This window comes from Cryocola sp. 340MFSha3.1, assembly GCF_000383315.1.
GTDB lineage: Bacteria > Actinomycetota > Actinomycetes > Actinomycetales > Microbacteriaceae > Leifsonia.
This window is the reverse complement of the sequence record NZ_KB911087.1, coordinates 641913-665719: the sequence shown is the minus strand read 5'-3', so window position 1 is coordinate 665719 and position 23807 is coordinate 641913. Positions and strand designations below refer to the sequence as shown.

20 protein-coding genes and 1 tRNA gene are annotated in these 23807 nt (G+C 70.5%); 17 read left to right on the top strand and 4 right to left on the bottom strand.

All coding sequences use genetic code 11. From position 1 onward, the window contains the following. Complete coding sequence (locus H284_RS0103195; protein WP_020075127.1) at positions 1–1350, bottom strand: zinc-dependent metalloprotease; 1350 nt, start codon at positions 1348–1350, stop codon at positions 1–3. Between the two features lie 176 nt (positions 1351–1526). On the opposite strand from H284_RS0103195, the gene H284_RS0103190 reads away from it, so the two are divergent. From H284_RS0103190 to H284_RS0103175, 4 genes are all read left to right on the top strand, one after another. Next, a complete protein-coding gene (locus H284_RS0103190; protein WP_018190485.1) occupies positions 1527–2666 on the top strand; it encodes a YlbL family protein in 1140 nt (379 codons plus the stop codon). Between the two features lie 86 nt (positions 2667–2752). Next, positions 2753–5689: a UPF0182 family membrane protein gene (locus tag H284_RS0103185; RefSeq protein ID WP_029042799.1), complete on the top strand. Its 2937-nt coding sequence runs from the start codon at positions 2753–2755 to the stop codon at positions 5687–5689. Positions 5690–5834: 145 nt separating this feature from the next. Further along, positions 5835–7028 (top strand): ROK family transcriptional regulator, encoded by a 1194-nt coding sequence (locus H284_RS0103180; protein ID WP_018190487.1) that lies wholly within the window; start codon positions 5835–5837, stop codon positions 7026–7028. Continuing rightward, positions 7028–7504 carry a hypothetical protein gene (locus tag H284_RS0103175; RefSeq protein ID WP_020075125.1) on the top strand — a complete coding sequence of 159 codons (477 nt, stop codon included), beginning with the start codon at positions 7028–7030 and terminating at the stop codon, positions 7502–7504. Before H284_RS0103180 ends, H284_RS0103175 begins: the two co-directional genes overlap by 1 nt. A 28-nt stretch (positions 7505–7532) precedes the next feature. On the opposite strand, the gene H284_RS0103170 is transcribed toward H284_RS0103175, so the two are convergent. Next, positions 7533–8672 carry an ROK family transcriptional regulator gene (locus H284_RS0103170; protein ID WP_020075124.1) on the bottom strand — a complete coding sequence of 380 codons (1140 nt, stop codon included), beginning with the start codon at positions 8670–8672 and terminating at the stop codon, positions 7533–7535. 127 nt (positions 8673–8799) lie between these two features. On the opposite strand from H284_RS0103170, the gene H284_RS0103165 reads away from it, so the two are divergent. After that, the gene (locus tag H284_RS0103165; protein WP_020075123.1) at positions 8800–11106 is read left to right on the top strand and encodes a phospholipase C/P1 nuclease family protein; all 2307 of its coding nucleotides are present in this window, start codon (positions 8800–8802) and stop codon (positions 11104–11106) included. Between the two features lie 32 nt (positions 11107–11138). Here the strand turns inward: H284_RS0103165 and H284_RS0103160 are convergent. After that, positions 11139–11212, bottom strand: a tRNA-Met gene (locus H284_RS0103160). A gap of 119 nt (positions 11213–11331) precedes the next feature. Here H284_RS0103160 and H284_RS0103155 point away from each other — a divergent pair. Genes H284_RS0103155 through H284_RS0103120 form a run of 8 tightly spaced genes read left to right on the top strand, consistent with a single transcriptional unit; the run spans position 11332 to position 17755 of the window. Continuing rightward, positions 11332–12414 (top strand): response regulator, encoded by a 1083-nt coding sequence (locus H284_RS0103155; protein ID WP_020075122.1) that lies wholly within the window; start codon positions 11332–11334, stop codon positions 12412–12414. Then, entirely contained in the window at positions 12411–13424 is a 1014-nt protein-coding gene (locus H284_RS0103150; protein ID WP_020075121.1) for an ATP-grasp domain-containing protein, read from the top strand. Before H284_RS0103155 ends, H284_RS0103150 begins: the two co-directional genes overlap by 4 nt. Next, on the top strand, positions 13421–14194 hold the full coding sequence (locus H284_RS0103145; RefSeq protein ID WP_020075120.1) for a PHP domain-containing protein: 774 nt from the start codon (positions 13421–13423) through the stop codon (positions 14192–14194). Before H284_RS0103150 ends, H284_RS0103145 begins: the two co-directional genes overlap by 4 nt. Continuing rightward, positions 14191–14385: a hypothetical protein gene (locus tag H284_RS0103140; protein WP_020075119.1), complete on the top strand. Its 195-nt coding sequence runs from the start codon at positions 14191–14193 to the stop codon at positions 14383–14385. The genes H284_RS0103145 and H284_RS0103140 overlap by 4 nt, the downstream gene beginning before the upstream one ends. Continuing rightward, entirely contained in the window at positions 14378–14767 is a 390-nt protein-coding gene (locus H284_RS0103135) for a response regulator (RefSeq protein ID WP_020075118.1), read from the top strand. Before H284_RS0103140 ends, H284_RS0103135 begins: the two co-directional genes overlap by 8 nt. Then, positions 14764–16542, top strand: coding sequence for a sensor histidine kinase (locus H284_RS0103130; RefSeq protein WP_020075117.1), 1779 nt, complete (start codon positions 14764–14766; stop codon positions 16540–16542). The genes H284_RS0103135 and H284_RS0103130 overlap by 4 nt, the downstream gene beginning before the upstream one ends. After that, positions 16539–17375 (top strand): carbon-nitrogen hydrolase family protein, encoded by an 837-nt coding sequence (locus H284_RS0103125; protein ID WP_020075116.1) that lies wholly within the window; start codon positions 16539–16541, stop codon positions 17373–17375. Before H284_RS0103130 ends, H284_RS0103125 begins: the two co-directional genes overlap by 4 nt. Next, complete coding sequence (locus H284_RS0103120) at positions 17375–17755, top strand: hypothetical protein (protein ID WP_020075115.1); 381 nt, start codon at positions 17375–17377, stop codon at positions 17753–17755. The genes H284_RS0103125 and H284_RS0103120 overlap by 1 nt, the downstream gene beginning before the upstream one ends. A gap of 34 nt (positions 17756–17789) precedes the next feature. Here H284_RS0103120 and H284_RS0103115 read toward each other — a convergent pair whose 3' ends face one another. Further along, positions 17790–18986 (bottom strand): pyridoxal phosphate-dependent aminotransferase, encoded by a 1197-nt coding sequence (locus H284_RS0103115; RefSeq protein ID WP_020075114.1) that lies wholly within the window; start codon positions 18984–18986, stop codon positions 17790–17792. Positions 18987–19131: 145 nt separating this feature from the next. Between H284_RS0103115 and H284_RS0103110 the strand changes: the two genes are divergently transcribed. The 4 genes from H284_RS0103110 (at position 19132) to H284_RS0103095 (ending at position 23791) form a co-directional block, all read left to right on the top strand. Next, positions 19132–20925 carry a S1C family serine protease gene (locus H284_RS0103110; protein ID WP_020075113.1) on the top strand — a complete coding sequence of 598 codons (1794 nt, stop codon included), beginning with the start codon at positions 19132–19134 and terminating at the stop codon, positions 20923–20925. 124 nt (positions 20926–21049) lie between these two features. Beyond that, positions 21050–22093 (top strand): glycosyltransferase family 2 protein, encoded by a 1044-nt coding sequence (locus H284_RS0103105; protein WP_018190501.1) that lies wholly within the window; start codon positions 21050–21052, stop codon positions 22091–22093. Positions 22094–22095: 2 nt separating this feature from the next. Beyond that, complete coding sequence (locus tag H284_RS0103100) at positions 22096–22914, top strand: CDP-alcohol phosphatidyltransferase family protein (protein ID WP_018190502.1); 819 nt, start codon at positions 22096–22098, stop codon at positions 22912–22914. Further along, a complete protein-coding gene (locus tag H284_RS0103095) occupies positions 22907–23791 on the top strand; it encodes a glycosyltransferase family 2 protein (protein WP_020075112.1) in 885 nt (294 codons plus the stop codon). Before H284_RS0103100 ends, H284_RS0103095 begins: the two co-directional genes overlap by 8 nt. Positions 23792–23807: the final 16 nt, after the last annotated feature.

Sequence of the window (23807 nt, the reverse complement as noted above, 5' to 3'; positions counted from 1 at the left end):
TCAGGCTTCGGTCGGCCGGTCCCGGTCGTCGCGGAGGAGGTCCTCGATGGCCTGGTCGAGCGCATCCTGCTCGGGCTGCTGACCGGTCGCGGTGGCGGTGAGGCGTGCGACCAGCGCCGACGGATCGTCGAGGTCCGACGACTGCGGCAGCAGGTCCGGGTGCGACCACAGGTCGTCGCGCGCATCCATGCCGACCGCTTCCGTCACGGCCTGCCACATCGCGGCGGCGTCGCGCAGCCGGCGCGGTCGCAGCTCGAGCCCGACGAGGGTCGCGAACGCGGACTCCGCCGGACCGCCCGACGCACGCCGGCGACGGACCGTCTCGGCGATCGCGTCGGCCCGGGGGAGCAGGCGGGTGGCGTTGGCGGTCACCACGTCCACCCAGCCCTCGACCAGCGCGAGGACGGTCTCGAGACGCGCGAGCGCCTCCTGCTGCTCCTCGGTGCGCGGCGGGATCAGCCGCCCGCTCACCATCGCCTCGCGCAGCTCGTCGGGGTTGGACGGGTCGAAGTTCTCGGCCAGCGACTCCAGGGCATCGGTGTCGATGGTGATGCCCTTGGCGAAGGCCGTGATCTGCGTGATCAGCTGGAGGCGCAGCCACTTCGCGTGGCGGAACAGGCGCGCGTGTGCGAGCTCGCGCACCGCGAGGTACAGCTGGATCTGGTCGTCGGGGATGTCGAGACCGTCGCCGAACTCCGCGATGTTCTGCGGAAGCAGCGCAGCGGTGCCGTCCGGCAGCAGCGGGATGCCGATGTCCCCACCGGACACGACCTCCTTGGAGAGCTGCCCGACCACCTGGCCGAGCTGCATCGCGAACAGGGCGCCGCCGATGGAGCGCATGACCTGGCCGGCGTTCTGCAGCATGGCCTGCATCTCCTCCGGAGCCTGCTCGGCGAGGACGCGGGTGAGCGCGTCGGAGATGCTGAGCGCAACCGGCTCGGCCAGCTGCGTCCACAGCGGCATCGTCTGCCGGGCCCACTCGGCACGGCCGATCAGCTCGGGCGTGGAACTCAGACCGGCGACGCCGGTCGCCTGGTCGAGCCAGAGTGCGGCCACGTGGAAGGCCTGGTCGAGCGAGGCGCGCTCGGCCGGCGTGACCGCATGGGCGCCGTCGGCGGCCAGCTGGCGCGCCTGCTGCTCGGCGATGTCCCAGTTGATGCCGCCGCCCGGGTTCATCAGCGCGTTCTGGAGCTGTCCGAGCAGCGCCTGGATGCTGGCGGGATCGTTGGGGAGGCCCGCGGCGCCGGCGAGACGGCTCGGGTCGATCGATGCGCCGTTCCCCGACAGGAACTGGTTCAGCATGTCGCGGAACTCGTCGTCGTCCCGCTCCTCGTTCTGGTCGTCGGCCATCGTCGTTCCCTACTCCTCGAAGTGAGCCGGCCGTCCGGTGAGCAGCCGTCGGGCTCGGCTTCAGGCTTGTCATCTACGCTAGCCGCTGGCGCCGGGATGCCGGGTGGGAATTGCCCTATGCTCGCTTCCGGACCGTGCGCCTGTGGCGAACACGACCCTGACGAGAGGACGCCCCCGTGACGCTGTTCGGCGACGAGGACCCGACGCTGCGCACCCAGGAGCGCACGCGCATCGCGCCGCCGCGGCGCGTGATCATCGGATGGGTCGCCATCGGCCTCGCCGTCGTCCTCGGCCTGGTGCTCGCGCTGGTCCCCGCTCCGTTCGTGATCGAGCAGCCGGGCCCCGTCTACAACACCCTCGGCACCGACCAGCAGGTCGGCGCGACGGAGGGCGGGGACGCCAAGGAGCTCATCAGCATCTCCGGCCAGAAGACCTATCCGACGTCCGGGTCGCTCGACCTGCTCACCGTCTCGGTGGTGGGCAATCCGGAGCAGCGCCCGTCGTGGATGGAGATCGCGGGCGCGTGGTTCCAGCCGAGCAAGGCGGTCCTGCCGCTCGAGTCGGTGTTCCCGCCCGGCACCACCACCGAGCAGTCGAACGCCGAGAACGCCGCCCTGATGGTCGACTCCCAGCAGGATGCGATCGCCGCCGCCCTCAACGAGCTCGGCTACACCTTCCCCGAGAACGTGGCCGTGAAGCAGCTGATCAAGGGCACGCCGGCCGCCGATGTGCTGAAGGTGGGCGACGAGATCACTTCCGTCAACGGCACGAAGATCGCGAGTGTCGACGAGCTCCGGAGCGCGGTGAAGGAGAACGGCACCGGCAAGGCGGCCGAGCTCGGGATCGTGCGGGACGGCGCGCCGACGACCGTCTCGATCACCCCGACCGAGTCGCAGGGGCAGGTCGTCCTCGGCATCGGCGCCGGGATGGACTACACGTTTCCCTTCGACGTGAAGATCCAGCTCAACGACGTGGGCGGCCCGAGCGCCGGCCAGATGTTCGCGCTCGGGATCATCGACAAGCTGACGCCCGGATCCCTGAACGGCGGCAAGCGCATCGCCGGGACGGGCACGATCGACAACACGGGGCAGATCGGCCCGATCGGCGGCATCCGGCAGAAGATGTACGCCGCGCGCGACGACGGCAAGGCCGACTACTTCCTCGCGCCCGCCTCGAACTGCGACGAGGTGACCGGCCACATCCCCGCCGGTCTCCGCGTGTTCGCCGTGAAGACGCTGGACGACTCCCTCAAAGTCCTGAAGGCGGTGGAGGACGGATCGAGCACCTCCGGCCTCGCCACCTGCCCCGCCCGGTGAGCGCACGGTCGCGTAGCAGCGTTCTCCAAGCGTCCCTTGCCTAGGATGGTTCACATCCCCGCCACGCGAGACCAAGAAGGCCATACGTGAGTTCAACAGCAGCAGCTCGACCCGCAGGCCGCCGGCGCGCGGCCATCTGGATCACTCTCGGGGTGATCGTCGCGGTGGTCATCCTGTTCTTCGTCTTCGCAGGGCTGTACGCCGACATCCTCTGGTACGACCAGCTCGGCTACCTCCAGGTGCTCACCACGCAGTGGTTCGCAGGCATCGCCATGTTCTTCATCGGCTTCTTCGGGATGGCGTTGCCGCTCTGGCTGTCCATCCAGCTCGCGTACCGGCTGCGCCCGGTCTACGCCAAGCTGAACTCGCAGCTCGACCGCTACCAGCAGGTCATCGAGCCGCTGCGGCGCCTCGCGATGTACGGCATCCCGATCGTCTTCGGCATCTTCGCCGGCGTCTCGACCGCGAGCCGCTGGCAGACCGCGGCGCTCTGGCTGAACGGCACCGCCTACGGCAAGACCGACCCACTCTTCCACCTGGACATCGGCTTCTACCTCTTCGCGCTGCCGTTCTACCGCAGCGCTGTCGGGTTCGCGTCGGCGGTCGTGCTCATCTCGCTGCTCGCGACGCTGGCCACCACCTACCTGTACGGCTCGATCCGGGTCAGCGGTCGCGAGGTGCGCATCTCGCGCGCCGCGCGCGTCCAGATCTCCGTGATCGCCGCGCTGTACCTCCTCCTGCAGGGCATCAGCATCTGGCTCGACCGCTACGCCACGGTCACCGACTCCAACGTCAACGACATGATCAACGGCGCCGCCTACACGGACGTCAACGCGACCATCCCGGGCCGCGCGATCCTGGCGGGCGCCGCGGTGTTCGTCGCCATCCTGTTCGTGCTGACGGCCTTCATCGGTCGCTGGCGTTTCCCGATGGTCGGCACGGCGCTGCTCATCGTCGCCGCACTGGTGGTCGGCGCGATCGTGCCGTGGGTCGTCCAGCGGTTCCAGGTCGACCCGAGCCAGAAGACGCTGGAGTCGCCCTACGTGCAGAAGGGGATCGACTACACCCGGGAGGCGTACGGGCTCAGCGACATCGAGACGATCCCGTACAACGCGAAGACGACGGCCGAGCAGGGCGCCCTGCGGCAGGACGCGCAGACGACCGCGCAGATCCGCATCCTCGACCCCGCCGTGGTCAGCCCGTCGTTCCGCCAGCTGCAGCAGTTCCGGCAGTACTACGCGTTCCCCGAGAAGCTGAACGTCGACCGCTACGAGGTCAACGGCACGCAGCAGGATGCGGTGGTCGCGGTCCGCGAGCTGCAGCAGTCCGGCCTCGGCGGCACCCGCAACTGGTTCAACGACACCGTCGTCTACACGCACGGCTACGGTCTGGTCGCCGCCTACGGCAACCAGCGCTCTCCCGACGGCCAGCCGGTGTTCATGGAGTCGGGCATCCCCACCACCGGGACGCTCGGCACGTACCAGCCGCGCATCTACTTCGGCGAGCAGTCGCCGACGTACTCGATCGTCGGCGCCCCGAAGGGCTCCAAGCAGGTCGAGCTCGACTACCCGGGCGGCTCGGACGGCGCGCAGCAGACGTACACGACGTTCGACGGGAACGGCGGCCCGAAGCTCGACAACATCTTCAAGCGGCTGGTCTACGCGTTGAAGTTCCAGGACGAGCAGATCGTCCTCTCGGACGCGGTCAACAGCAACTCGCAGATCCTCTACGACCGCGACCCGATCAAGCGCGTGCAGAAGGTCGCGCCCTACCTCACCGTCGACTCGCAGGCGTACCCGGCGGTCGTGGACGGGCGCGTCAAGTGGATCGTCGACGGCTACACGACGAGCGACCAGTTCCCGTACTCGCACGTCGGCAGCCTGAGTGATGCGACGGCAGACAAGGACACGCCGAAGCCCGCCTACGCGTTCGACGACATCAACTACATCCGCAACTCGGTGAAGGCCACCGTCGACGCGTACGACGGCTCGGTGACCCTGTACGCGTGGGACACCAGCGACCCGGTGCTCAAGACGTGGGAGAAGGTCTTCCCGGCCACCGTCAAGCCGGTGAGCGACATGAGCGCCCAGCTGATGAGCCACGTGCGCTACCCGTCCGACCTGTTCAAGGTGCAGCGGGCGGTGCTCGGCCAGTACCACGTCGACGACGCCGGCTCGTTCTACTCCCGTGAGGACGCCTGGACCACGCCGAACGACCCGACCTCGCCGTCGAGCAACCCGGCCCTGCAGCCGCCGTACTATCTGACGATGAAGATGCCGGGCCAGGACGCCCCCGCGTTCTCGCTCTACTCGACCTTCATCCCGGCGGGCACGAGCGAGTCGAGCCGGTCGGTGCTGAAGGGCTACCTGGCGGTGGATGCGGATGCCGGCGACACCAAGGGCAAGGTCGCGTCCGGCTACGGCAAGCTCAGGCTGCTGCAACTGCCCTCGAGCGACACCATCCCGGGCCCCGGCCAGATGCAGAACCAGTTCGACTCGGATCCGACCGTCTCGCAGCAGCTGAACCTGCTGCGACAGGGTAAATCGGAGGTCATCAACGGCAACCTGCTGACCCTGCCGGTCGGCGGTGGTCTGCTCTACGTGCAGCCGGTCTACGTCCGCTCCTCGGGTGAGACGAGCTACCCGCTGCTGCAGAAGGTGCTGGTGGCCTTTGGCGACAAGATCGAGTTCGAGGACACTCTCGACCAGGCGCTCGATGCCCTGTTCGGCGGCGACTCGGGCGCGTCCGCCGGTGACAACAACGTGCCGACCGAGGGTGGTGGCACCGGCGGTCAGACCGGCGGCGGCTCCGGCGGCGGCGAGCAGACCGGCGGAGGGACCGGCGGCTCTGCCGCGGGTAACACGGCCCTCCAGGAGGCCCTGCAGCGTGCCAACCAGGCGCTCAGCGACAGCCAGGCCGCTCTGAAGTCCGGCGACTGGACCGCGTACGGCGAGGCTCAGAAGCGCCTGCAGCAGGCGATCTCCGACGCCGTCGCGGCGGAGGGGCAGCCCGCCGCCAAGTAGTCCGCCGCCTCGATCGGCTGAAACGGCCCGCGCGTTCTCGCGCGGGCCGTTTCGTATGCTCGGCCGCCGTGCGAAGTGCGGAATCCGACAAGACGAACGCGGAAAACTCTTGCGCCGACTTTGATTGTCAGCTTTACTAACAAACATGTCGATCGACCTGGCCAAGCGCACCACCGCCTCCGATCGGGGTGCGCCGTCCGACCACGGGCTCGTCCCGGGCCGGGCGCTCCGGCCCCGGACGAAGGTGCTGCCCGAGCATGCACGCGGCCACAACCGCTCGCTCGTGCTGCAGTCCCTGTACCGCTCCGGCCGCGCCAGTCGGGCGGATCTCGCCCGGACGACGGGACTGACTCGCGTCACGATCTCGGACCTCGTGGGGGAGCTGATCGCCGAAGGCCTGGTCGTCGAGCTCGGCCAACGCGACGACGCCCGCCCGGGCAAGCCCGCGGTGCTCCTCGACGTCAACCGCGGCGCGACGCAGATCGTCGGAGTCGACCTCAGCGAGCACGCGGTGTTCCGCGGAGCCGTCCTCGACATGGACGGCCGCATCCTGCAGACCGCGGAGGTCGAACTCGCCGGGAGCCGCGGCGAGGAGGCCACCGCCAAGGTGCTCGCGCTCGTCGACCGCCTGGTGGAGCTCACCTCCGCGCCGGTGCTGGGCATCGGCATCGGGTCGCCCGGCATCGTCGAGGCGGATGGCGTTGTCGCCACCGCCCCGAATCTCGGCTGGGTCGATGAGCCGCTGCAGCAGCGCATCGCAGAACGCACCGGGCTGCCCGTCTTCGTCGCCAATGATGCGAACGTCGCGGTTCTGGCGGAGCACGGCTTCGCCGACGCGCAGGGCGACATGATGCTCGTCAAGGTGGGCCACGGTGTCGGCTCCGGCCTGCTGGTCGCCGGTGCGCTGGTCTTCGGAAGCCGCTTCGCCGCCGGCGAGATCGGTCAGGTGATGGTCGGCACGGATGCCGGTCCCGAGGCCCCGTACGACCGCGAACGGTGCCTGGAGGCCTGGCTGGCCGTCCCGCGGCTGGAGTCGCGCGTGGCGGCCGCCGAGGCCGCAGGGGCGTCGGCCGAGCCGGTGCTGCGGGAGGCCGGGCAGCGGCTCGGTGTCGCGCTCGCGCCGATCGTCGGCGCGCTGAACCTGTCGGAGGTCGTCCTCGCCGGTCCGGAGGAGCTTCTCGACGGCGTGCTGCTGGATGCCGTACGCGAGACCCTCCGCAACCGGACGATGGCCGGGTTCCACTCCGGCGTCACGGTCCGGATGACGAGCCAGGGCCGCGACATCGTGCTCCGCGGCTGCGTCGTGATGGTGCTCTCCGCGCAGCTGGGGGTGTCGTGATGACCCTGCTCGCCGATGCGGTCGACCTCGATCTGGACGCCTCGCGCGGGTTCCGGTTCGCTCCGGGCGTGCGCGAGGCATTGACGGCGTTCCGCGGCCGGTGCACGGTCGTCCGGCTGGCGACGCTCGACAACGACGTGCTGGGCGTCCCGCGCTGGTACACGCTGCAGGAGGCGTGGGCCGAGCCGGGGAGCGATGCCGCTGCATCCTGGTCGGGCAATCCGGTCGTCGCCGTCGGGCCGTCGGACGATCCGGAGCTCGTGCTCGCGACCGCGACGCCCGTCGTCGTGGTCGGCGCCGACAACGCGGCGTCCCGGTGGACCCGCCAGGTGGTGGATGCGGTACGGGCCACCTGCCGTTCGGTGCTGGTCGTCGACATGGGGGAGCGCCCGGATCCGTCGTACGCCGACATCGCGACCTACGGCCACGACCGCCGCCACGGCGCTGCGCTGCTCGGATTGCTGACCGGGACCTGACCGGCCGCTCACTGCGCCGCTCGCAGGGTCAGTGCGCCCAGGTGACGCCGAGCGCCGACTTCAGCGCGTACTGCGCCGCCCCGCGGTAGGGGTGCTCCTGGCCCACGCGGGCGTACCGGAAGTTCAGCGGCATGGCCGCCTTGACCGGATGCCGCGCCGCCTCGGCACGCAGGTGTCCGATGAACTCGGGCCCGAGCCGAGGAGCCGCCCCGCCGATCACGATGTTCGGCACGTCGAGGGCGGCGGCGACGAGCAGCAGCGCGCGGGCGAGCACGCGAGCGCCGTCAGCGATGCGCTCGCGCGAGTCCGGCGCGGCAGCGAGGGCCGCGAGATCGAGCGCCTCGAGATCGGTGCCGTGGGGGAGGCCCAGCAGGCTCGTCACCGAGACGATCTCTTCGAGGCAGCCGCGGTTGCCGCAGGCGCACAGCGGCGCGTCCGGCCCGAACAGCACCGGGACGTGCCCGATCTCGCCGGCGCGATGCGCGGCGCCGGCGACGACCTCCCCGTCGATGATGACGGCCGCCCCGACACCCGTGCTCAGAGAGACGAAGAGCTGGTTGGCCCCGAAGTCGTCGGACGTGATCGAGTCGGCGATGGCCTCCGCGTCCGCGTCGTTGATCAGGTGGATGGGCGCGTCCACGATCCCGGACAGCTCGCGCGCCAGGTCCACGTCCGTCCATCCCAGCTGCACCGATTCGCGGATCAGGGGGCCGTCGGCGATGCCCGGCACCTGCACGCCGACCGCGACGATCCGTGCCGAGGTGGAGGCGACCAGCCGTCGTGCGACCGAGCGCACGTCTTCGAGGGAGCCCGGTGTCGCGGCGCGCTGCGTCACGGTGGCGAGCTCGTCGCCCAGCAGGTCGACGACCGCGCCGCGGACGAGTCCCGGTTGCACCAGCAGTGCGAGCAGCACGTGGTTCTCGGCGGCGACGCGGAGGGTCGTGGCGCGCTTCCCGCCGGTGCTCTCGGCCAGCTGACCCTCGATGACGAGCCCGTCGGCGATGAGCCCGGCGAGCAGGGAGGAGACGGTCGCGCTGGTGAGGCCGGTGCGGCGGGCGATCGCCGCGCGCGTCGCCGTTCCGTTCCCCGACAGCACGAGCTGCAGCGCGGTCGTGAGATTGCGCTCGCGGACGGCGGCTTGCGTCGCCTTGCCGTGCTCCTCTGCCACTGTTCTCCCGCCCGTCTCGTTGCGTCACGACACTAGCGAATCCGGACTCCTCACGTTCACCCGTCGGGACTATCCTGGCCGCGCCGGCGGGGCGAACCTCGGCGCCGGCGACGGGATGGGGGACCGCATGGATGTTCTGGGCACCGACCGCAGCTTCGCCAGCCTCTCCACGGCGGACCTGCTCGAGGCGCGCGACCAGTACCACTGGCATCTGCTCAACAAGAAGAACGTGGTCGGCACCGCGGTGGGCCTGTACCTGATCCGGAAGAGCGATCCCTGGCCGGCCGGCGAGCACACCGACTCCGGGGGCGTGGCCCGCACGGCGGCCCGCACTGCCGCCCGCGGCGAGCGGACCTTCGACAACTCCGAAGTGCGCGACTACTCCTGGCCGTGCATCCTCGTTCTGGTCGACCAGTGGATCCCCGCCGACCGGTTCGGCGCAGGAGCGGACCAGGAGTCTCCAGAGGAACTGGTGCCCCGCACCCTCTACCTCCCGGACGGTCGCACGGTGCCGGTGTGCGTCGTCCGGGTGACGGAGTCGGCACCGGATGCGTCGGTTCTCCCGCCACGCACCTGGCCGACCTCGCGGATCGGTGGCGGCTTCCCGCTCGTCAGCGAGAGCCAGGGTGTGCAGAACCTGGGCAGCGTCGGAACGCTGGTGACCGACGGTCACACCGTCTTCGCGCTGACGAGCCGACACGTCACCGGGCCGGCGGGCAGCCCGGTCTCGAGCTTCCTCGGCGGCACCCTCGCGGAGGTCGGCCGCGCGAGCTCGCGCCACCTCAGCCGCAAGCCGTTCTCCGATGTCTACCCGCAGTTCTCGGGACGCCGCAGCTTCGCCACCCTCGATGTCGGCCTGGTGGAGGTGGACGACGTCACCGAGTGGACGTCGCAGGGCTACGGCCTTCCCGCCGCCGGAGAGCTCGCCGACCTCAACGAGCTCAACATCGGCGTGCGCTTGATCGGCGCGCGGGTCCGGGCGTTCGGGGCGGCTTCTGGCGAGTTGCGCGGGCGCATCGCCGCGCTGTTCTACCGCTACCGGAGCAGGGGAGGGTTCGACGATGTGACGGACTTCCTGATCGCGCCGGACCCGGAAGCGCGACAGGATGGCGACGCCGTGCCGGTCGCCGCGCAGTCACGGCCCGGCGACTCGGGCACCGTCTGGTATCTGGTGCAGGCCGGCGATGCTCCGCTGCGCCCGATCGCCGTCCAGTGGGGCGGTCAGAGCTTCCTGGGCTCCTCCGGGGCGGCCTTCGACTTCTCGCTCGCCACCAGCCTCAGCAGCATCCTGCGCCTGCTGGACGTCGAACTGGTCGTCGACTACAACACGGGCCCGCAGCCCTACTGGGGGAAGACGGGCCACTACACGATCGCCACCTTCGCCTGCGAGAAGGTGACAGGCGCGAAGCTCCGCAGGCTGCTCGCGGCCAACACGGACCGCATCAGCTTCAGCCTCGCTGGCCTCGGCCATGGCGCGATCGACACGACGACCGTCCTCGCCAAGAAGAACGGCGGCTTCGTTCCGCTCGCCGACGTGCCCGATCTGATCTGGAAGAACCTGCCGAGCGCGGTGAAAGGTGGTCGGGACACGGCGTTCCGCACCGGCCCGGAGCATCCCACGCACTTCGCCGACATCGACCAGCTGCTCGACGGCGAGACGCTGCGGGCGCGCTGCGTCGCCGATCCGGCCGACGTCTCCGTGGCGGTGTGGCAGGACTACTACACGCGCCTCGGCCACACCGAGCCCGACAAACGCGGACTCCTCCCGTTCCGGGTCTGGCAGTTCTATGACGAGCTCGTGGCCGCGGTCCGGGCGAAGGACGTCGCGCGATACGTCGCGGCGGCCGGGCTCGTCGCCCACTATGTCGGCGACGCCTGCCAGCCGCTGCACGGATCGTTCCTGGCGGACGGACTGGAGGACGGCACCGGGAAGGGGGTGCACTCGGCGTACGAGTCCACCATGATCGACCGGCACGACGTCGAGATCGTGAGCGGGATCACGGCGGCGCTGTCGACGGCGACGGTCCCTCCGGGAGTCGCGTCCGCGCAGGAAGCCGCCGTCGCGATCGTGCGGTTGATGGACCGCTCGGCGAAGGCCATCGATCCACGTTCCCTCGTCACGGCGTACGCGGCCGTCGCGTCGAAGCCGGGCGACTCGAGCGTCCGGGTGACGGACGCGCTGTGGGGCGCCTTCGGCGAGCAGACGATCGGTCTGCTCGTGGACGGCGCGCTCACGCTCGCGATGATCTGGCAGAGCGCCTGGAAGGCGGCTTCGGGCGAGTCGGCGTTTTCGGCCACGGGTCTGAGGGCGGTCGACACGGCGGCGCTCCAGCGGCTCTACGAGGACCCTGCCTTCGTGCCATCGCTCACGCTCGACCAGATCGGCCCGACCCTCGAGAAGGGCTCGACGCGCAATAAGAAGAAGGCCCCCTGATCAGAGAATCCCTGATCAGGGGGACTTATCGGTTGCGGGGGCAGGATTTGAACCTACGACCTCTGGGTTATGAGCCCAGCGAGCTACCGAGCTGCTCCACCCCGCGGCACAAGAAGAAACTCTAGCACGGGATCCGAGGGGTGTGAAATCGCGAACACCCGCCCGGGCGCGTCCTCTCGTGTGGACCGGGCGTCCTACTAGAGTCGTTCCCAGATAGGGGATGCGATGGCGAGTGTCGTGACGAAGTACCGGGTGGTCGTGGTCGAGGACGACCCGGATGTGGCCTTCTTCATGAAGACCGTGCTGGAGAAGCGCGCGGATGCCGTCGCCATCGCGGTCACCGATCCCTCCATCGCTTTGGCGACGATCGCCGAGTTCGAGCCGGACCTCGTCATCACCGACATCGAGATGCCCGGCATCACCGGCCTCGATCTGCTCAAGGAGCTGCGCGCCCAGTATCCGGGCATGCCGGTCGTGGTGATGACCGCGCACGTCTCGGTCGACTACGCGGTCTCGGCGCTTCGGGCCCAGGCGGACGAGTTCCTGAGCAAACCGGTCGCCTCGGCTGAGCTGGTCGCGATCGTCAACCGTCTCGCCGCAGAAGGGCGCGTGAAGCGAGCAGCTGCGCGCCGCCAGGTGGTGCTCGCGATCGGTGCTCACCCCGACGACGTCGAGATCGGCGTCGGCGGCATCCTCGCGGCGCACCGTGACGCGGGCAATGACGTCGTGATCCTCACGCTGTCGCGCGGCGCTCGCGGCGGCGACGCCGACGACCGGCAGCACGAGTCCCTCGCGTCGGCCGAGCTGCTCGGCGCCCGGCTGTTCCTCGAAGACCTGGAGGACACCCACATCTCGGCGGCGGATCCGACGGTCGGCATCATCGAGCGGGTCGTCGCCGAGATCCAGCCGGACATCGTCTACACGCACTCGTCGCACGACCGCCATCAGGACCACCGCGCGGTGCACGCCGCGACGAACGTCGCCACCCGGTCGGTGCGGACCGTCTGCTGCTACCAGAGCCCGTCCGCCACCATCGACTTCCGTCCCACCCGCTTCGTCCCGATCGACGGGTTCACCGAGACCAAGCTGCAGTTGATCGACTGCTTCCGCTCGCAGACCGAGCTGCGCGGATACCTCGAGCCGGACTTCGTGCTCGCGACGGCGCGCTACTGGTCGCGCTTCGGCGGCGGCAAGAACTGCGAACCGCTGGAGGTCATGCGCGACACCGCCGACATCTCGGTGCCCGCCTCCGCCATCCACTCCGACGCGCGCGTCGCGGGAAACCGACTGAACAGGACCGCTGAATGACCGATTCCACCCGTACCCGTGTCCTGGTGACGGGAGCCGGCGGCCCTGCCGGCGTCGCGGTGATCCGCTCGCTGCTGGCCCGCGACGATATCGAGGTCTACGCGGCCGACATGGACGGATGGGCCAGCGGCCTGTACCTGGTGGAGGAGGGGCGTAGGCGGATCGTGCCGCCCGGGCGCTCGGACGGCTTCGTCGATGCGCTCATCGGCATGAGCCGGGAGGACGGCATCGACGTGCTGTTCTCGACGGTCGACGTCGAGCTCCCGGGGCTCGCCGCGCGCCGCGACGAGCTCGAGGCGGTCGGCACGAAGCTGGCCGCGCCCTCGCACGACACCCTGGTGACCTGCCTCGACAAGCTCGCCCTCGTCCAGCGCGTCGGCGACCAGGCGCGCGTGCCGGTCACGCGGCTGCTGAACGGGGAGGGCGTCGGCGCCGACTGGACCTTCCCGGTCATCATCAAGCCGCGCAGCGGCGCCGGATCACGGGGCGTCCGCCTCATCGCGGATCGCGGCACTCTGGAGGCCCTCGGCACCGACGAGAGCATCATCATCCAGGAGAACCTGCCCGGCGAGGAGTTCTCCGTCGACGTCCTCGCGGGGCTCGACGGCAACGTCATCGCGGCCGTCCCGCGATCGCGGGAGCGCGTGGACTCGGGCGTCTCGATCGCCGGACGAACGGTGCGGCGGGCCGAGCTCTCCGACACCGCCGCGGCGGTCGCCCGCGCGATCGGCCTCACGGGCGTCGCGAACGTGCAGCTGCGGTACAGCACCGACGGCATCCCGGCGCTGCTCGAGGTGAACCCGCGCTTCCCCGGCGCCATGCCGCTGACCATCGCGGCCGGGGTCGACATGCCGTCCCTCCTGCTCGACCTGGTCCTCGGCCGGCCCGTGCCGTCGGCCGTCGACTTCGAGGAGCTCGCCAACGTGCGGTTCCTGGAGGACGTCTTCCTCGCTCCCGGCGACGTGCTCGTCTCCGAGAACGCGGCGCACGCGGAGGGTCCGGAGGAGTGAGCGCGACGGAGGCCGGCCGGCTGCCCGCGCTGCTGCACGGCGACTTCCACGTCCACTCGACGTTCTCGGACGACGCGCGGAGCACCCTGGCGGAGAACATCGCCGCGGCGTCTGCCGTCGGCCTGCGGACGATCCGCCTCACCGACCACGTGCGCGCGTCGACGACCTGGGTCCCCGAGTTCCTTTCCGCGGTCGCGGGGGAGCGCGTCCCGGACAGTCTGACGGTGCTCACCGGGGTGGAGGCGAAGCTGCTGGATGCGTCGGGCGCCGTCGACATCCCACCCGGCCTGGTCGTCGGCTCCGGTGGGGTGGATGCCGTCGTCATCGGCGACCACCAGTTCCCCGGCACGGACGGCCCCTGGTCGCCCACGGCTACGCGCGCGCGGCTCGACGCCGGCCTGTCGGACGACGACGCGCTCGACCTGCTCATCGAGGGCAGCATCCGCGCGATGGAGCGCACTCCGCACGCGCAGCTGGCGCACTGGTTCTCGATCCTGCCGAAGGTCGGCCTCGACGAGACGCAGCTCGGGACGGAGCGGCTCGCGGCCTGGGCCCAGGCCGCCGCGGCGACCGGGACCATCGTCGAGGTCAACGAGAAGTGGAACTGCCCCGGCCCGGACGCCATCGCGGCGCTGCTGGACGCCGGAGCGCGTATCGTCGCCTCCACGGACAGCCATGTAGCCGCCGACGTGGGCCGTTACGACCGCGTACCCGTTCTGCTGGACGAAGCCGCCGCCCGGGTTGGCGCGGAGAAGGAGGACGCACGGTGAGCCCAGCCCGACACTCGTCCGGACCGCCCGCAGGGGACGCCGCCGAACCCTCCGGCGACCTCCGCGAGCGCATCCAGGCCGAGCTGGATCGCGACCGCCGCTGGGAGTTCCGCCTCCCGCTCTACGGCGGGATCGCGCTGCTGATCTGCGCCGCGATCGTCGTCGTCCGGACGGTGTTCCTCCATGCCTGAGCGTAAGCGGGTCGTCATCGCGGACGATGACGACGACATCCGCGGGCTGATGACCATCGCTGCGAACCGCGCGGGGGTGGAGATCGTCGCAGCCGTCGACAACGGCTCCGCCGCCCTCGCCGCCGTCCAGGCGGGCGGGATCGACCTGGCCGTCCTCGACATCTCGATGCCCGGACTCAACGGCGTGGAGGTGGCCGAGGCGATCCGCGCGGACGACGGCACCCGCTCGACCCTCATCCTCATGGTGTCGGCGTCGGTCCAGCTGCTCACGGACCACGGTGTCGTGGCCGACCGGTCGGACAGCTTCATCGTCAAACCGTTCAGCCCGCGCGTGTTGTCGACCCGCATCCGCGAGATGCTCGAACTGGGGGAGCCCGCATGACCCTCGACCGGTGGCTCAGCCGCCTCCCGCTGGATTCGCCCTCGGCGTTCATGAAGCAGGTCCCGACGATCGTCGGCTTCGCGATCGCCGCGCTCATCGCCGCTCTGCCGAACGGCGTGCCCATCACGAACGGTCCGCTGTTCCTGGCCGGCATCGCCCTGGTGGTCGTCGCGACCGTGTTCTCGCTCATCATCCCGTGGCGGCATCTGCATCCGGAGTGGGCGGTCGTCATCCCGGTTCTGTCGCTGCTCGCGGTCGGGCTGCTGCGGCTCGGGACGGGCTCATCGGCCTCGCCGTTCGTCGTGCTGACACTGCTGCCGTTCGTCTGGATCGCCTCCGAGGCGGGCCGGATCAACATCCTCATCGCCTCGCTTACGACGTTCGTCGTGCTCTTGGCGCCGCTCGTGGTGGACGGGGCCACCCGGTCGGCGGGCGACGTCGTCCGCGCGTTCTTCTCGCCGGTCATCTACCTGATCGTCGCGATCGTGATCAACGAGATCGCGCACAGGATGCGGGTGCAGCTGGCCGCGGCGCGGGAGGCCGGGGACCGACAGGAGACCCTGCTCGCCCAGGCCGTGCAGGCGCAGGACGAGCTGGTGCTCAACGAGGCGAGGCTGAAGACGGCGAACCGCCTCATCCAGAGCATCTGGAACGCCGTGACGGAGCAGTCCGTCATCGGCACCGACCTCGACGGACTCATCGACGTATGGAACCCCGGCGCGGAGAAGATGCTCGGCTTGACCGAGAAGCAGGTGCTCGACGGCAAGTACCACATCATCGACTTCCACCTGTCGTCCGAGCTCGCGGAGCGGCTGCAGGATATGGATGCGCGGTTCACGACCGTCTCCAGCACCGACGACTTCTCGGCCCTGGTCGACACCGTCCGTGCCGGATCGGCGGATGTGCGCGACTGGACGTACGTGCGGCCGGACGGCAAGCGCGTCGTCGTCCAGGTGGCGGCGACACCGCGCCTCGACGAGAACGGCCACCGGGTCGGCTTCATCTTCGTGGCGACCGACATGACGGAGGCGCGCGAATTCGCCCGGCTCAAGGACGAGTTCGTCGGGCTCATCTCGCACGAGCTGCGGACGCCGCTGAGCTCGATCCTGGGCTACCTGGAGCTGCTGCGCGACGATGACGAGGATCCGCTGTCGGAGGAGCAGCTGCAGTATCTGGCGGTCGCCGAGCGCAACGCGCACCGGCTGCTCCGTCTGGTCGGCGACCTGCTCTTCACCGCACAGGTGGAGTCGGGGCGGTTCCCGCTCGACATCAAGGACGTCGAGCTGAACGCCGTGGTCTCCGCCTCCGTGGAGTCCGCCCGCCCGGTCGCCGCGAACGCGGGCGTGACCCTGGTCGCCGAAGTCCCCGACCACACCGTCGATGTCCGGGGCGATACGCTCCGGCTCGGCCAGGCGGTCGACAACCTGGTGTCGAACGCGCTCAAGTTCACGCCGTCCGGCGGCACCGTCACCGTGGCACTGCGCCAGGAGGGCGGCGAAGCGGTCATCGCCGTGAGGGACACCGGCATCGGCATCCCCGCCGTGGAGCTGAGCCAGCTGTCGCAGCGCTTCTTCCGTGCCTCCACTGCCACCCGCAACGCGGTTCCGGGCGTCGGACTCGGCCTCACCATCACGAAGGCCATCGTGACGGCCCACGGCGGCCGCCTCGACATCGCCAGCGAGGAGGGGGTCGGAACGTCCATCAGCATCGTCCTGCCGGTGGAGACGCCGCGGCCCGTGACCGAGGCGATCCCGCACGTGGAGGTGGCGCCATGACCGACCGACCCGCAGAGCTCACCGTCGACGACCGCACCATCGTGGTCGCGGTCGCCCAGTTCGCGCCGGGCGACGATCGGGTGCACAACCGGGATGTGGTCGCCGGCCTCATCGCGGTCGCGGCATCCCGCGGCGCCCGCCTCGTGATCCTGCCCGAGTACGCCTCCTACTTCACCGATCCGCTCGGGCCGTCGTTCGCCCGGAACGCCGAGCCGCTCGACGGCGACTTCGTCGGCTCCCTCTCCGCCGCCGCCCGCGAGCACGGGCTGTTCGTGGTGGCCGGCCTCGTGGAGCGCACCGATCAGGCGCACCGGTTCTCGAACACCCTCGTCGCGGTGGGGCCGTCGGGCGACGTGCTCGCGACGTACCGCAAGCAGCACCTCTACGACGCGTTCGGGGCGAAGGAGTCCGAGTGGGTCGTCCCGGGCGACCTGGACGAGCCGCAGACCTTCGAGGTGGACGGCGTGACCGTCGGCCTCCAGACCTGCTACGACCTGCGCTTCCCGGAGGTGACGCGTCGCCTCGCCGACGCCGGCGCGCTGCTGGTGGCGGTGCCCGCCGAATGGGTGCGCGGCCCGCTGAAGGAGTTCCACTGGTCGACGCTGCTCGCGGCGCGCGCCATCGAGAACACCCTCTACGTCGCCGCGGCCGACCACCCGCCGTCGATCGGGGTCGGCGCGAGCGCGATCCTCGATCCGATGGGGGTCACGCTGGCCGGACTCGCCGACACGACCGGCGTCGCCGTCGCCGACGTATCCGTCGCGCGGGTGCGCGAGGTGCGGGAGCGCAATCCCGCTTTGGCCCTGCGCCGCTACCGGGTGAGTCCGCTCTGATGGCGACGACGCACGACTTCTTCCTCGCCGGCGACCACGAGCAGGGCCGCGGGATCGTCCTCGACGCCCTGCGCGGGCAGGGCTTCGCGGTGACGCCGGCGCCGAACGGCGCGTTCACGGTGCAGCGGGGAAGCACCGCCATGACGGTGCTTTTCGGCGGCCTCGCCGGATCGCAGCTGCGGATCACCTTCCTGCTGCGGTTCCAGGTCGATCAGGAGGGACGCCTGGTCGCCCGGCTGTCGCGCGACCATGTGGGCGCGGCGGTGAGCGGCGGGGCGATCGGCGCCACCAAGGCCAAGGCCGTGTTCGAACAGTGCGTCGCCGACATCGGCGGCCGGCTTCGGGCGGCGCAGCTCTTCGCCGGCGAACTCCGCCAGTGACGGATCGGTCGATGCCGCTGCCGGTGTCGATCGCTCAGCGGGGCAGCGCGGCGAGTCGCCGTGCCGCCTCCTCGAGCACGTCGATGCGCTTGCAGAACGCGAACCGGACCAGGGATGCGGTCCGCGCCGCATACTCGCCCCGGCTGAACGCGCCGAGCGGCACCGCGACGACTCCGGCCAGCTCCGGCAGCCGACGGCACAGCTCGACGCCCTCCGGGAAGCCGAGCGGGGCTGCGTCGGCGACCACGAAGTAGGTCCCGTCCGAAGGAAAGACGCCGAAGCCGGCGGCGGCGAGCCCGGCGGAGAGCACATCCCGCTTGCGGGCCAGAGCCTCGGCGATGCCGGCGAAGTAGGCGTCCGGGAGCCGCAGCCCTGCGGCGATCGCCGGCTGGAACGGCGCGCCGTTCACGTAGGTGAGGAACTGCTTCACGGCGAGCACCGCGGTGACGAGCTCCGGAGGGGCCGTCAACCAGCCGACCTTCCAGCCCGTCGTGTTGAAGGTCTTGCCACCGGACGAGATCGCGATCGTGCGCTCCCGGGCACCCGGCAGCGTCTCGATCGGGATGTGCTCCGGCCCGAACGTCAGGTGCTCGTAGACGGAGTCGGTGACGATCACGGCGTCGTGCCGCTCGGCCAGCTCTACGATCGCGGTGAGCGTCTCCCGGTCGAGCACGCTGCCGGTGGGATTGTGCGGTGTGTTCACGAGGATGGCGCGTGTGCGGTCGGTCACCGTCTCGCGCAGCCGGTCGAGGTCGGGGCGGAAGGCCGGCTGCTCCAGCGGCACGGTGCGGTGCACGCCGCCCGCCAGTGCGATCACGGCGCCGTACTCGTCGTAGTACGGCTCGAATGTGACCACCTCGTCGCCCGGTTCGAGCAGCGCGAGCAGCGTCGCCGCGATCGCCTCGGTCGCGCCGGCGGTGATGAGCACCTCCCGGTCCGGGTCGAGCTCTATGCCGTAGAACCGCTTCTGGTGCTCGACGACGGCCAGGCGGAGGTCGGGGATGCCCATCCCGGGCGGGTACTGGTTCTCCCCGTCGCGGATGGCCGCCACGGCCGCCTCCAGCACTGCGGCGGGTCCGTCCTCGTCCGGGAACCCCTGGCCGAGGTTGATCGCGCCCGTCCTCGACGCCAGCGCGCTCATCTCGGCGAAGATCGTCGGCCGCACGGAGCCGTCGGCTCCGAGCAGTCCTGCACCCGTGGCGGCGCGCCGCCAGCCTCCCGTGATCGTCATAGGACAACGCTACGGCCTTACTCGCATCCAACCCATTGGGTACGTTGGGGAGAGTCATCGACACGCAGAAGGTCGCCCACAGCAACGGCAAATAGAACGCCCAGGTTCGCATCCCAAGCTGTCTGTGCTTGGAAGGAGCAACACCATGACCGACACCCCGAACACCCCGGAGCCCGCGAAGCCCCAGCACGACGCCGACACCGACGCGGTCGTGGATGCTGCCGGCACTGAGCGCACCAGCATCGAGCACATCGGCGCCGCGACCCCCGCAGCGCCGTCCGAGACCTCCGCCGCTCCGGCGGCGCAGACCCCCGCGGCCGAGACCCCGGCCGAGCAGGCTCCCGCAGCCGGAGCCGGATGGACCGCCCCGGCCGCGCAGAGCACCGGCGACACCGCCGCACAGCCGACGCAGCAGCAGCCAACCGCCGCACAGCCGACCCAGCCGCAGCCCACCGCCGCGCAGCCGACGGTTCCGCAGCCCACCGGCGCGCCGTACCAGGCGCAGCAGCACCAGCCGCAGCCGCAGACCTACGGGCAGCCGTACGGCCAGCAGCAGCAGCCGCAGCAGCCCCAGCAGCCGCACTACGGCAACGGCGCCTTCGGCCAGCCCGCCGGGTACGGCCAGCAGCCGCAGCAGCAGCCCTACGCCCCCAACGCCCACCAGCAGGGCTACGCCGGCGCACCGGGCGCCGCGACCGCCACGGCTCCGGCGAAGCCCGCCAAGAACCGCAGCACCGGCCTCATCATCGCGACGCTCGCCATCGGCGCGCTCGTCGGCGGCATCGCCGGCGCCGGAGCCGGTGTCGGCATCTACGCCGCCACCGACGGCGGCAACGCGACGATCAAGACCGTCTCCGGCCCGCAGAACATCACGGTGAACGACTCCAACGACGCGAGCACCATCACCGCGGTCGCCGCCAAGGCGTCCCCGAGCGTCGTCACCATCTCGGTGAGCGCGTCGAGCTCCGGCGGCACCGGCTCCGGCATCATCCTGACCTCCGACGGCTACGTGCTCACCAACACGCACGTCGTGACGCTCGACGGCCAGGCGGCCAACGTCAACGTGACGGTCACCGACAACGACGGCAAGATCTACACGGCCAAGATCGTCGGAACCGACCCGACCACCGACCTCGCCGTCATCAAGCTGGACAAGGCGTCCGGGCTGACCCCGATCAGCTGGGGCGACTCGAGCAAGCTCAACGTGGGCAACACCACGGTCGCCATCGGTGCGCCGCTCGGCCTCTCCGGCACGGTCACCGACGGCATCGTCAGCGCGCTCAACCGCAGCATCAGCATCGCCTCCTCGGCCGCTCCGAAGGACGACTCGAACAGCGACGGCGGCAGCCAGAACCCGTTCAACTTCGACTTCCCCGACCAGGGTGGTCAGCAGCAGCAGCAGCAACAGCAGCAGAGCGCCGGAACGATCTCGCTCCCGGTCATCCAGACCGACGCGTCCATCAACCCCGGCAACTCCGGTGGTGCGCTGCTCAACAGCAAGGGCGAGCTGATCGGCGTCAACGTGGCCATCGCCAGCGCGGGCGGCTCCAGCTCCGACGGCTCGCAGTCCGGCAGCATCGGCGTCGGCTTCGCCATCCCGTCGAACCTGGCCAAGCGCGTCTCCGACGAGATCATCAAGAGCGGCTCCGCCACGCACGGCCTGCTGGGCGCGTCGGTCGCCGACGCGAGCACCGACAGCAAGGCCACCACGGTCGGCGCACTGATCAAGAGCGTCACCAGCGGCGGCGCCGCGGCCGGTGCGGGCCTCAAGGCCGGCGACATCGTGGTGAACCTCGACGACACCCCGATCACCGACGCCACCGACCTGACCGCACAGGTCCGGGCGCAGGCGGCCGGCTCGAAGGTCGACGTCACTTACATCCGCGACGGTCAGACCAAGACCGCGACCGTGACGCTGGGGTCCCTCCCGGCCGAGTGATCGCGCCGACCGAGCACACCGAGAAGGGCCGTCCCGCAGGCGCGGGGCGGCCCTTCCCCGTTCCCGGCTGCGCCGCAGACCCGGCTGATAGGCTCGACGCCGACCCGCTACAGCGAAGGACCAGATGCCGGACGACATCGTGAACACCCTCCCCGGTGTCTCGTACGTGATGCCCGTGCTCAACGAGGTCACCCACGTGCGGGCCGCCGTCGACAGCCTTCTGGCGCAGGACTACGCCGGGCCGTTCGAGGTGACCATCGCCCTCGGTCCGAGCATGGACGGGACGACCCAGCTGGTCGAGGAGCTCGCGGCCGTCGACAGCCGCATCCGGGTCGTCGACAACGTCGTGGGCTCGACGCCCGCCGGTCTGAACCTCGCCATCCGCGAGTCGCAGTACCCGATCGTGATCCGGGTGGACGCGCACAGCGTCCTTCCGCCGGACTACGCGCGCGTCGCCGTGGAGACCATCCTGGAGACGGGCGCAGACAACGTCGGCGGACTGATGGATGCGCAGGGCACCACCGACTTCGAGCGCGCCGTCGCGCGCGCATACGGGAGCCGCGTGGGCCTGGGCGGCACGAAGCTGCATGTCGGCGGCGAGGCCGGTCCGGCCGAGACGGTCTACCTCGGCGTGTTCCGCCGCGATCGCCTGATCGAGGTCGGCCTCTTCGACGAGGAGATCAAGCGCGGCCAGGACTGGGAGCTCAACCGGCGCCTCCGCACCACGGGGGGCACGGTCTGGTTCACGCCGCGGCTCAAGGTCACCTACCGCCCCCGGCCGAACCTGTACCGGCTCGCCCGGCAGTTCTTCTCCACCGGCATCTGGCGGGGCGAGCTCGCGCGGCGCTTCCCGGCATCCAATGGCCTGCGCTACTTCGCACCGCCCGTGATGGTGGTGGGCGTCGCGGTCGGCACAGTGCTCGGCATCGTCGGCATCATCCAGGCCCTCCTCGGCGCCGCGCCGTGGCTGCTCTGGGGCTTCGCCATCCCGGCTCTCTACGTGGTGATCGTCGTGATCTCCGCGCTGCTCTGGGGGCGACGCGACGGTTTTCGCCCGTTCCTGTGGTTTCTCGTAGTCTTGCCGTGCATCCACTTCAGCTGGGGGATCGGCTTCGTCCTCGGATACCTGTCGCTCACCCGCAACATCACGGCCCACACGGGAAGGTAGGCATGACCGCACCCGGACCTGCGGCGCACGGCGCCCGTCCGTCCTCGATCGCCGAGCTGAAGGCCGTCGCGCAGCCCCCAGAGGTGCGCGGACGCCGCAACGCGGAGCACTGGACGGCCTCGCTGTACCTCCGCAACCTGTCGCCGTATCTGACGTGGGTGCTGCTCAAGACCTCGATCTCGGCGAACGGCGTGACCGGCCTGATGATTCTGACGGGATGGGCGACCGCCGCGGCCCTGCTCATCCCGGGCATCGCCGGCGCGGCTCTCGCACTGGTGCTCGGCCAGCTGCAGATGCTGGTGGACTGCTGCGACGGCGAGGTGGCGCGCTGGCGCCGCACGTCGTCGCCCGCGGGCATCTTCCTCGACAATGTCGGCCACTACTCGACAGAGACGCTGATCGCGATCGTCCTCGGCATCCGCGCGGCGGGCTATCCGCTGGAGACGCCGGAGGATTTCCTCTGGACGAACCTCGGCACCCTGCTCGCCCTGGTGATCGTGCTCAACAAGGCGCTCAACGACATGGTGCGCGTGGCGCGCGCCAACGCCGGACTGCCAAAGCTCGCCGACACGCAGTCGGAGTACGCGCCGACGCACGGGCTCATCGCGACGCTGCGGCGTGCCGCGAAGTTCCTTCCGTTCCACCGGCTGTACCACTCGGTGGAGCTCACCATCCTGATCTTCGTCTTCTCGATCGTCGGCCTGTTCATCGGCGCGACGCTCGCCGACCGCATCCTGCTCTGTGCGCTCGTCCCGCTGTCGATCCTGGCGCTGATCGGGCACTTCGTGACCATCATGGCGTCGCGGCGGGTCCGTGGCTGAGCTGCCCGCGGTCGCGGTCGTGGTGCTCACGCAGGGCGCCCGGCCGGTCGAGCTGCGCCGCGGCGTGGAGTCGGTGCTCGCCCAGGAGGGCGTGACCACCGACGTCGTCGTGGTCGGCAACGGGTGGGACCCGGCCACCGCAGACCCGGCGCTTCCCGCAGGCGTGCACGTGCTCGCCCTGCCCGAGAACGTGGGCATCCCCGCCGGACGCAACGCCGGGGTGCCGTTGGTGCGCGGCGAGTGGCTGTTCTTCCTCGACGACGATGCGGACATCCCGTCGCACACGTTCTTGGCGGACGCCGTCGCCAAGCTCCGGGACGACCCCGGCATCGGGATGCTGCAGCCCCGGCTTCGCGTGCCTGACGGCGCGCCGGCGCCCCGGCGCTGGATCCCGCGCATCCGCAAGGGCGACCCGGAGCGCTCGAGCAATGTGTTCGCCGTGCTCGAGGCCGCCGTGGTCCTCCCGCGTGCCGTCTTCGAGCAGACCGGCGGCTGGGCCGATCCGTTCTTCTATGCGCACGAGGGTATCGACCTCGCCTGGAAGGTCTGGGACCAGGGCAAGCGCGTCTGGTACGCGGGCGACCTCGTGGCGGAGCATCCGTCCGTGTCGCCGACCCGCCACTCCTACTACTACCGGCTCAACGCGCGGAACCGCGTCTGGCTGGCCCGCCGCAACCTCCCGGCCCTGCTCATCCCGCTCTATGTCGGATCGTGGACCGGCATCCAGCTGCTGCGCTGGTTCCGCAAGCCCGCCGTCCTGCGTGCGTGGTTCGGCGGCTGGGCCGAGGGCTGGCGCACCGACCCGGGCGAGCGACGCCCGCTGCGGTGGAGGACCGTGGCGCGGATGACGGCAGCAGGTCGGCCACCGATCGTCTGAACACCCGGTGGCGCCC

Bases quoted from the DNA above. Each gene is read 5' to 3' on its own strand.
- H284_RS0103195 (WP_020075127.1), bottom strand. From the start codon at position 1,350: ATGGCCGACGACCAGAACGAGGAGCGGGACGACGACGAGTTCCGCGAC.
- H284_RS0103180 (WP_018190487.1), top strand. From the start codon at position 5,835: ATGTCGATCGACCTGGCCAAGCGCACCACCGCCTCCGATCGGGGTGCG.
- H284_RS0103175 (WP_020075125.1), top strand. From the start codon at position 7,028: ATGACCCTGCTCGCCGATGCGGTCGACCTCGATCTGGACGCCTCGCGC.
- H284_RS0103165 (WP_020075123.1), top strand. From the start codon at position 8,800: ATGGATGTTCTGGGCACCGACCGCAGCTTCGCCAGCCTCTCCACGGCG.
- H284_RS0103155 (WP_020075122.1), top strand. From the start codon at position 11,332: ATGGCGAGTGTCGTGACGAAGTACCGGGTGGTCGTGGTCGAGGACGAC.
- H284_RS0103150 (WP_020075121.1), top strand. From the start codon at position 12,411: ATGACCGATTCCACCCGTACCCGTGTCCTGGTGACGGGAGCCGGCGGC.
- H284_RS0103135 (WP_020075118.1), top strand. From the start codon at position 14,378: ATGCCTGAGCGTAAGCGGGTCGTCATCGCGGACGATGACGACGACATC.
- H284_RS0103130 (WP_020075117.1), top strand. From the start codon at position 14,764: ATGACCCTCGACCGGTGGCTCAGCCGCCTCCCGCTGGATTCGCCCTCG.
- H284_RS0103125 (WP_020075116.1), top strand. From the start codon at position 16,539: ATGACCGACCGACCCGCAGAGCTCACCGTCGACGACCGCACCATCGTG.
- H284_RS0103120 (WP_020075115.1), top strand. From the start codon at position 17,375: ATGGCGACGACGCACGACTTCTTCCTCGCCGGCGACCACGAGCAGGGC.
- H284_RS0103115 (WP_020075114.1), bottom strand. From the start codon at position 18,986: ATGACGATCACGGGAGGCTGGCGGCGCGCCGCCACGGGTGCAGGACTG.
- H284_RS0103110 (WP_020075113.1), top strand. From the start codon at position 19,132: ATGACCGACACCCCGAACACCCCGGAGCCCGCGAAGCCCCAGCACGAC.
- H284_RS0103105 (WP_018190501.1), top strand. From the start codon at position 21,050: ATGCCGGACGACATCGTGAACACCCTCCCCGGTGTCTCGTACGTGATG.
- H284_RS0103100 (WP_018190502.1), top strand. From the start codon at position 22,096: ATGACCGCACCCGGACCTGCGGCGCACGGCGCCCGTCCGTCCTCGATC.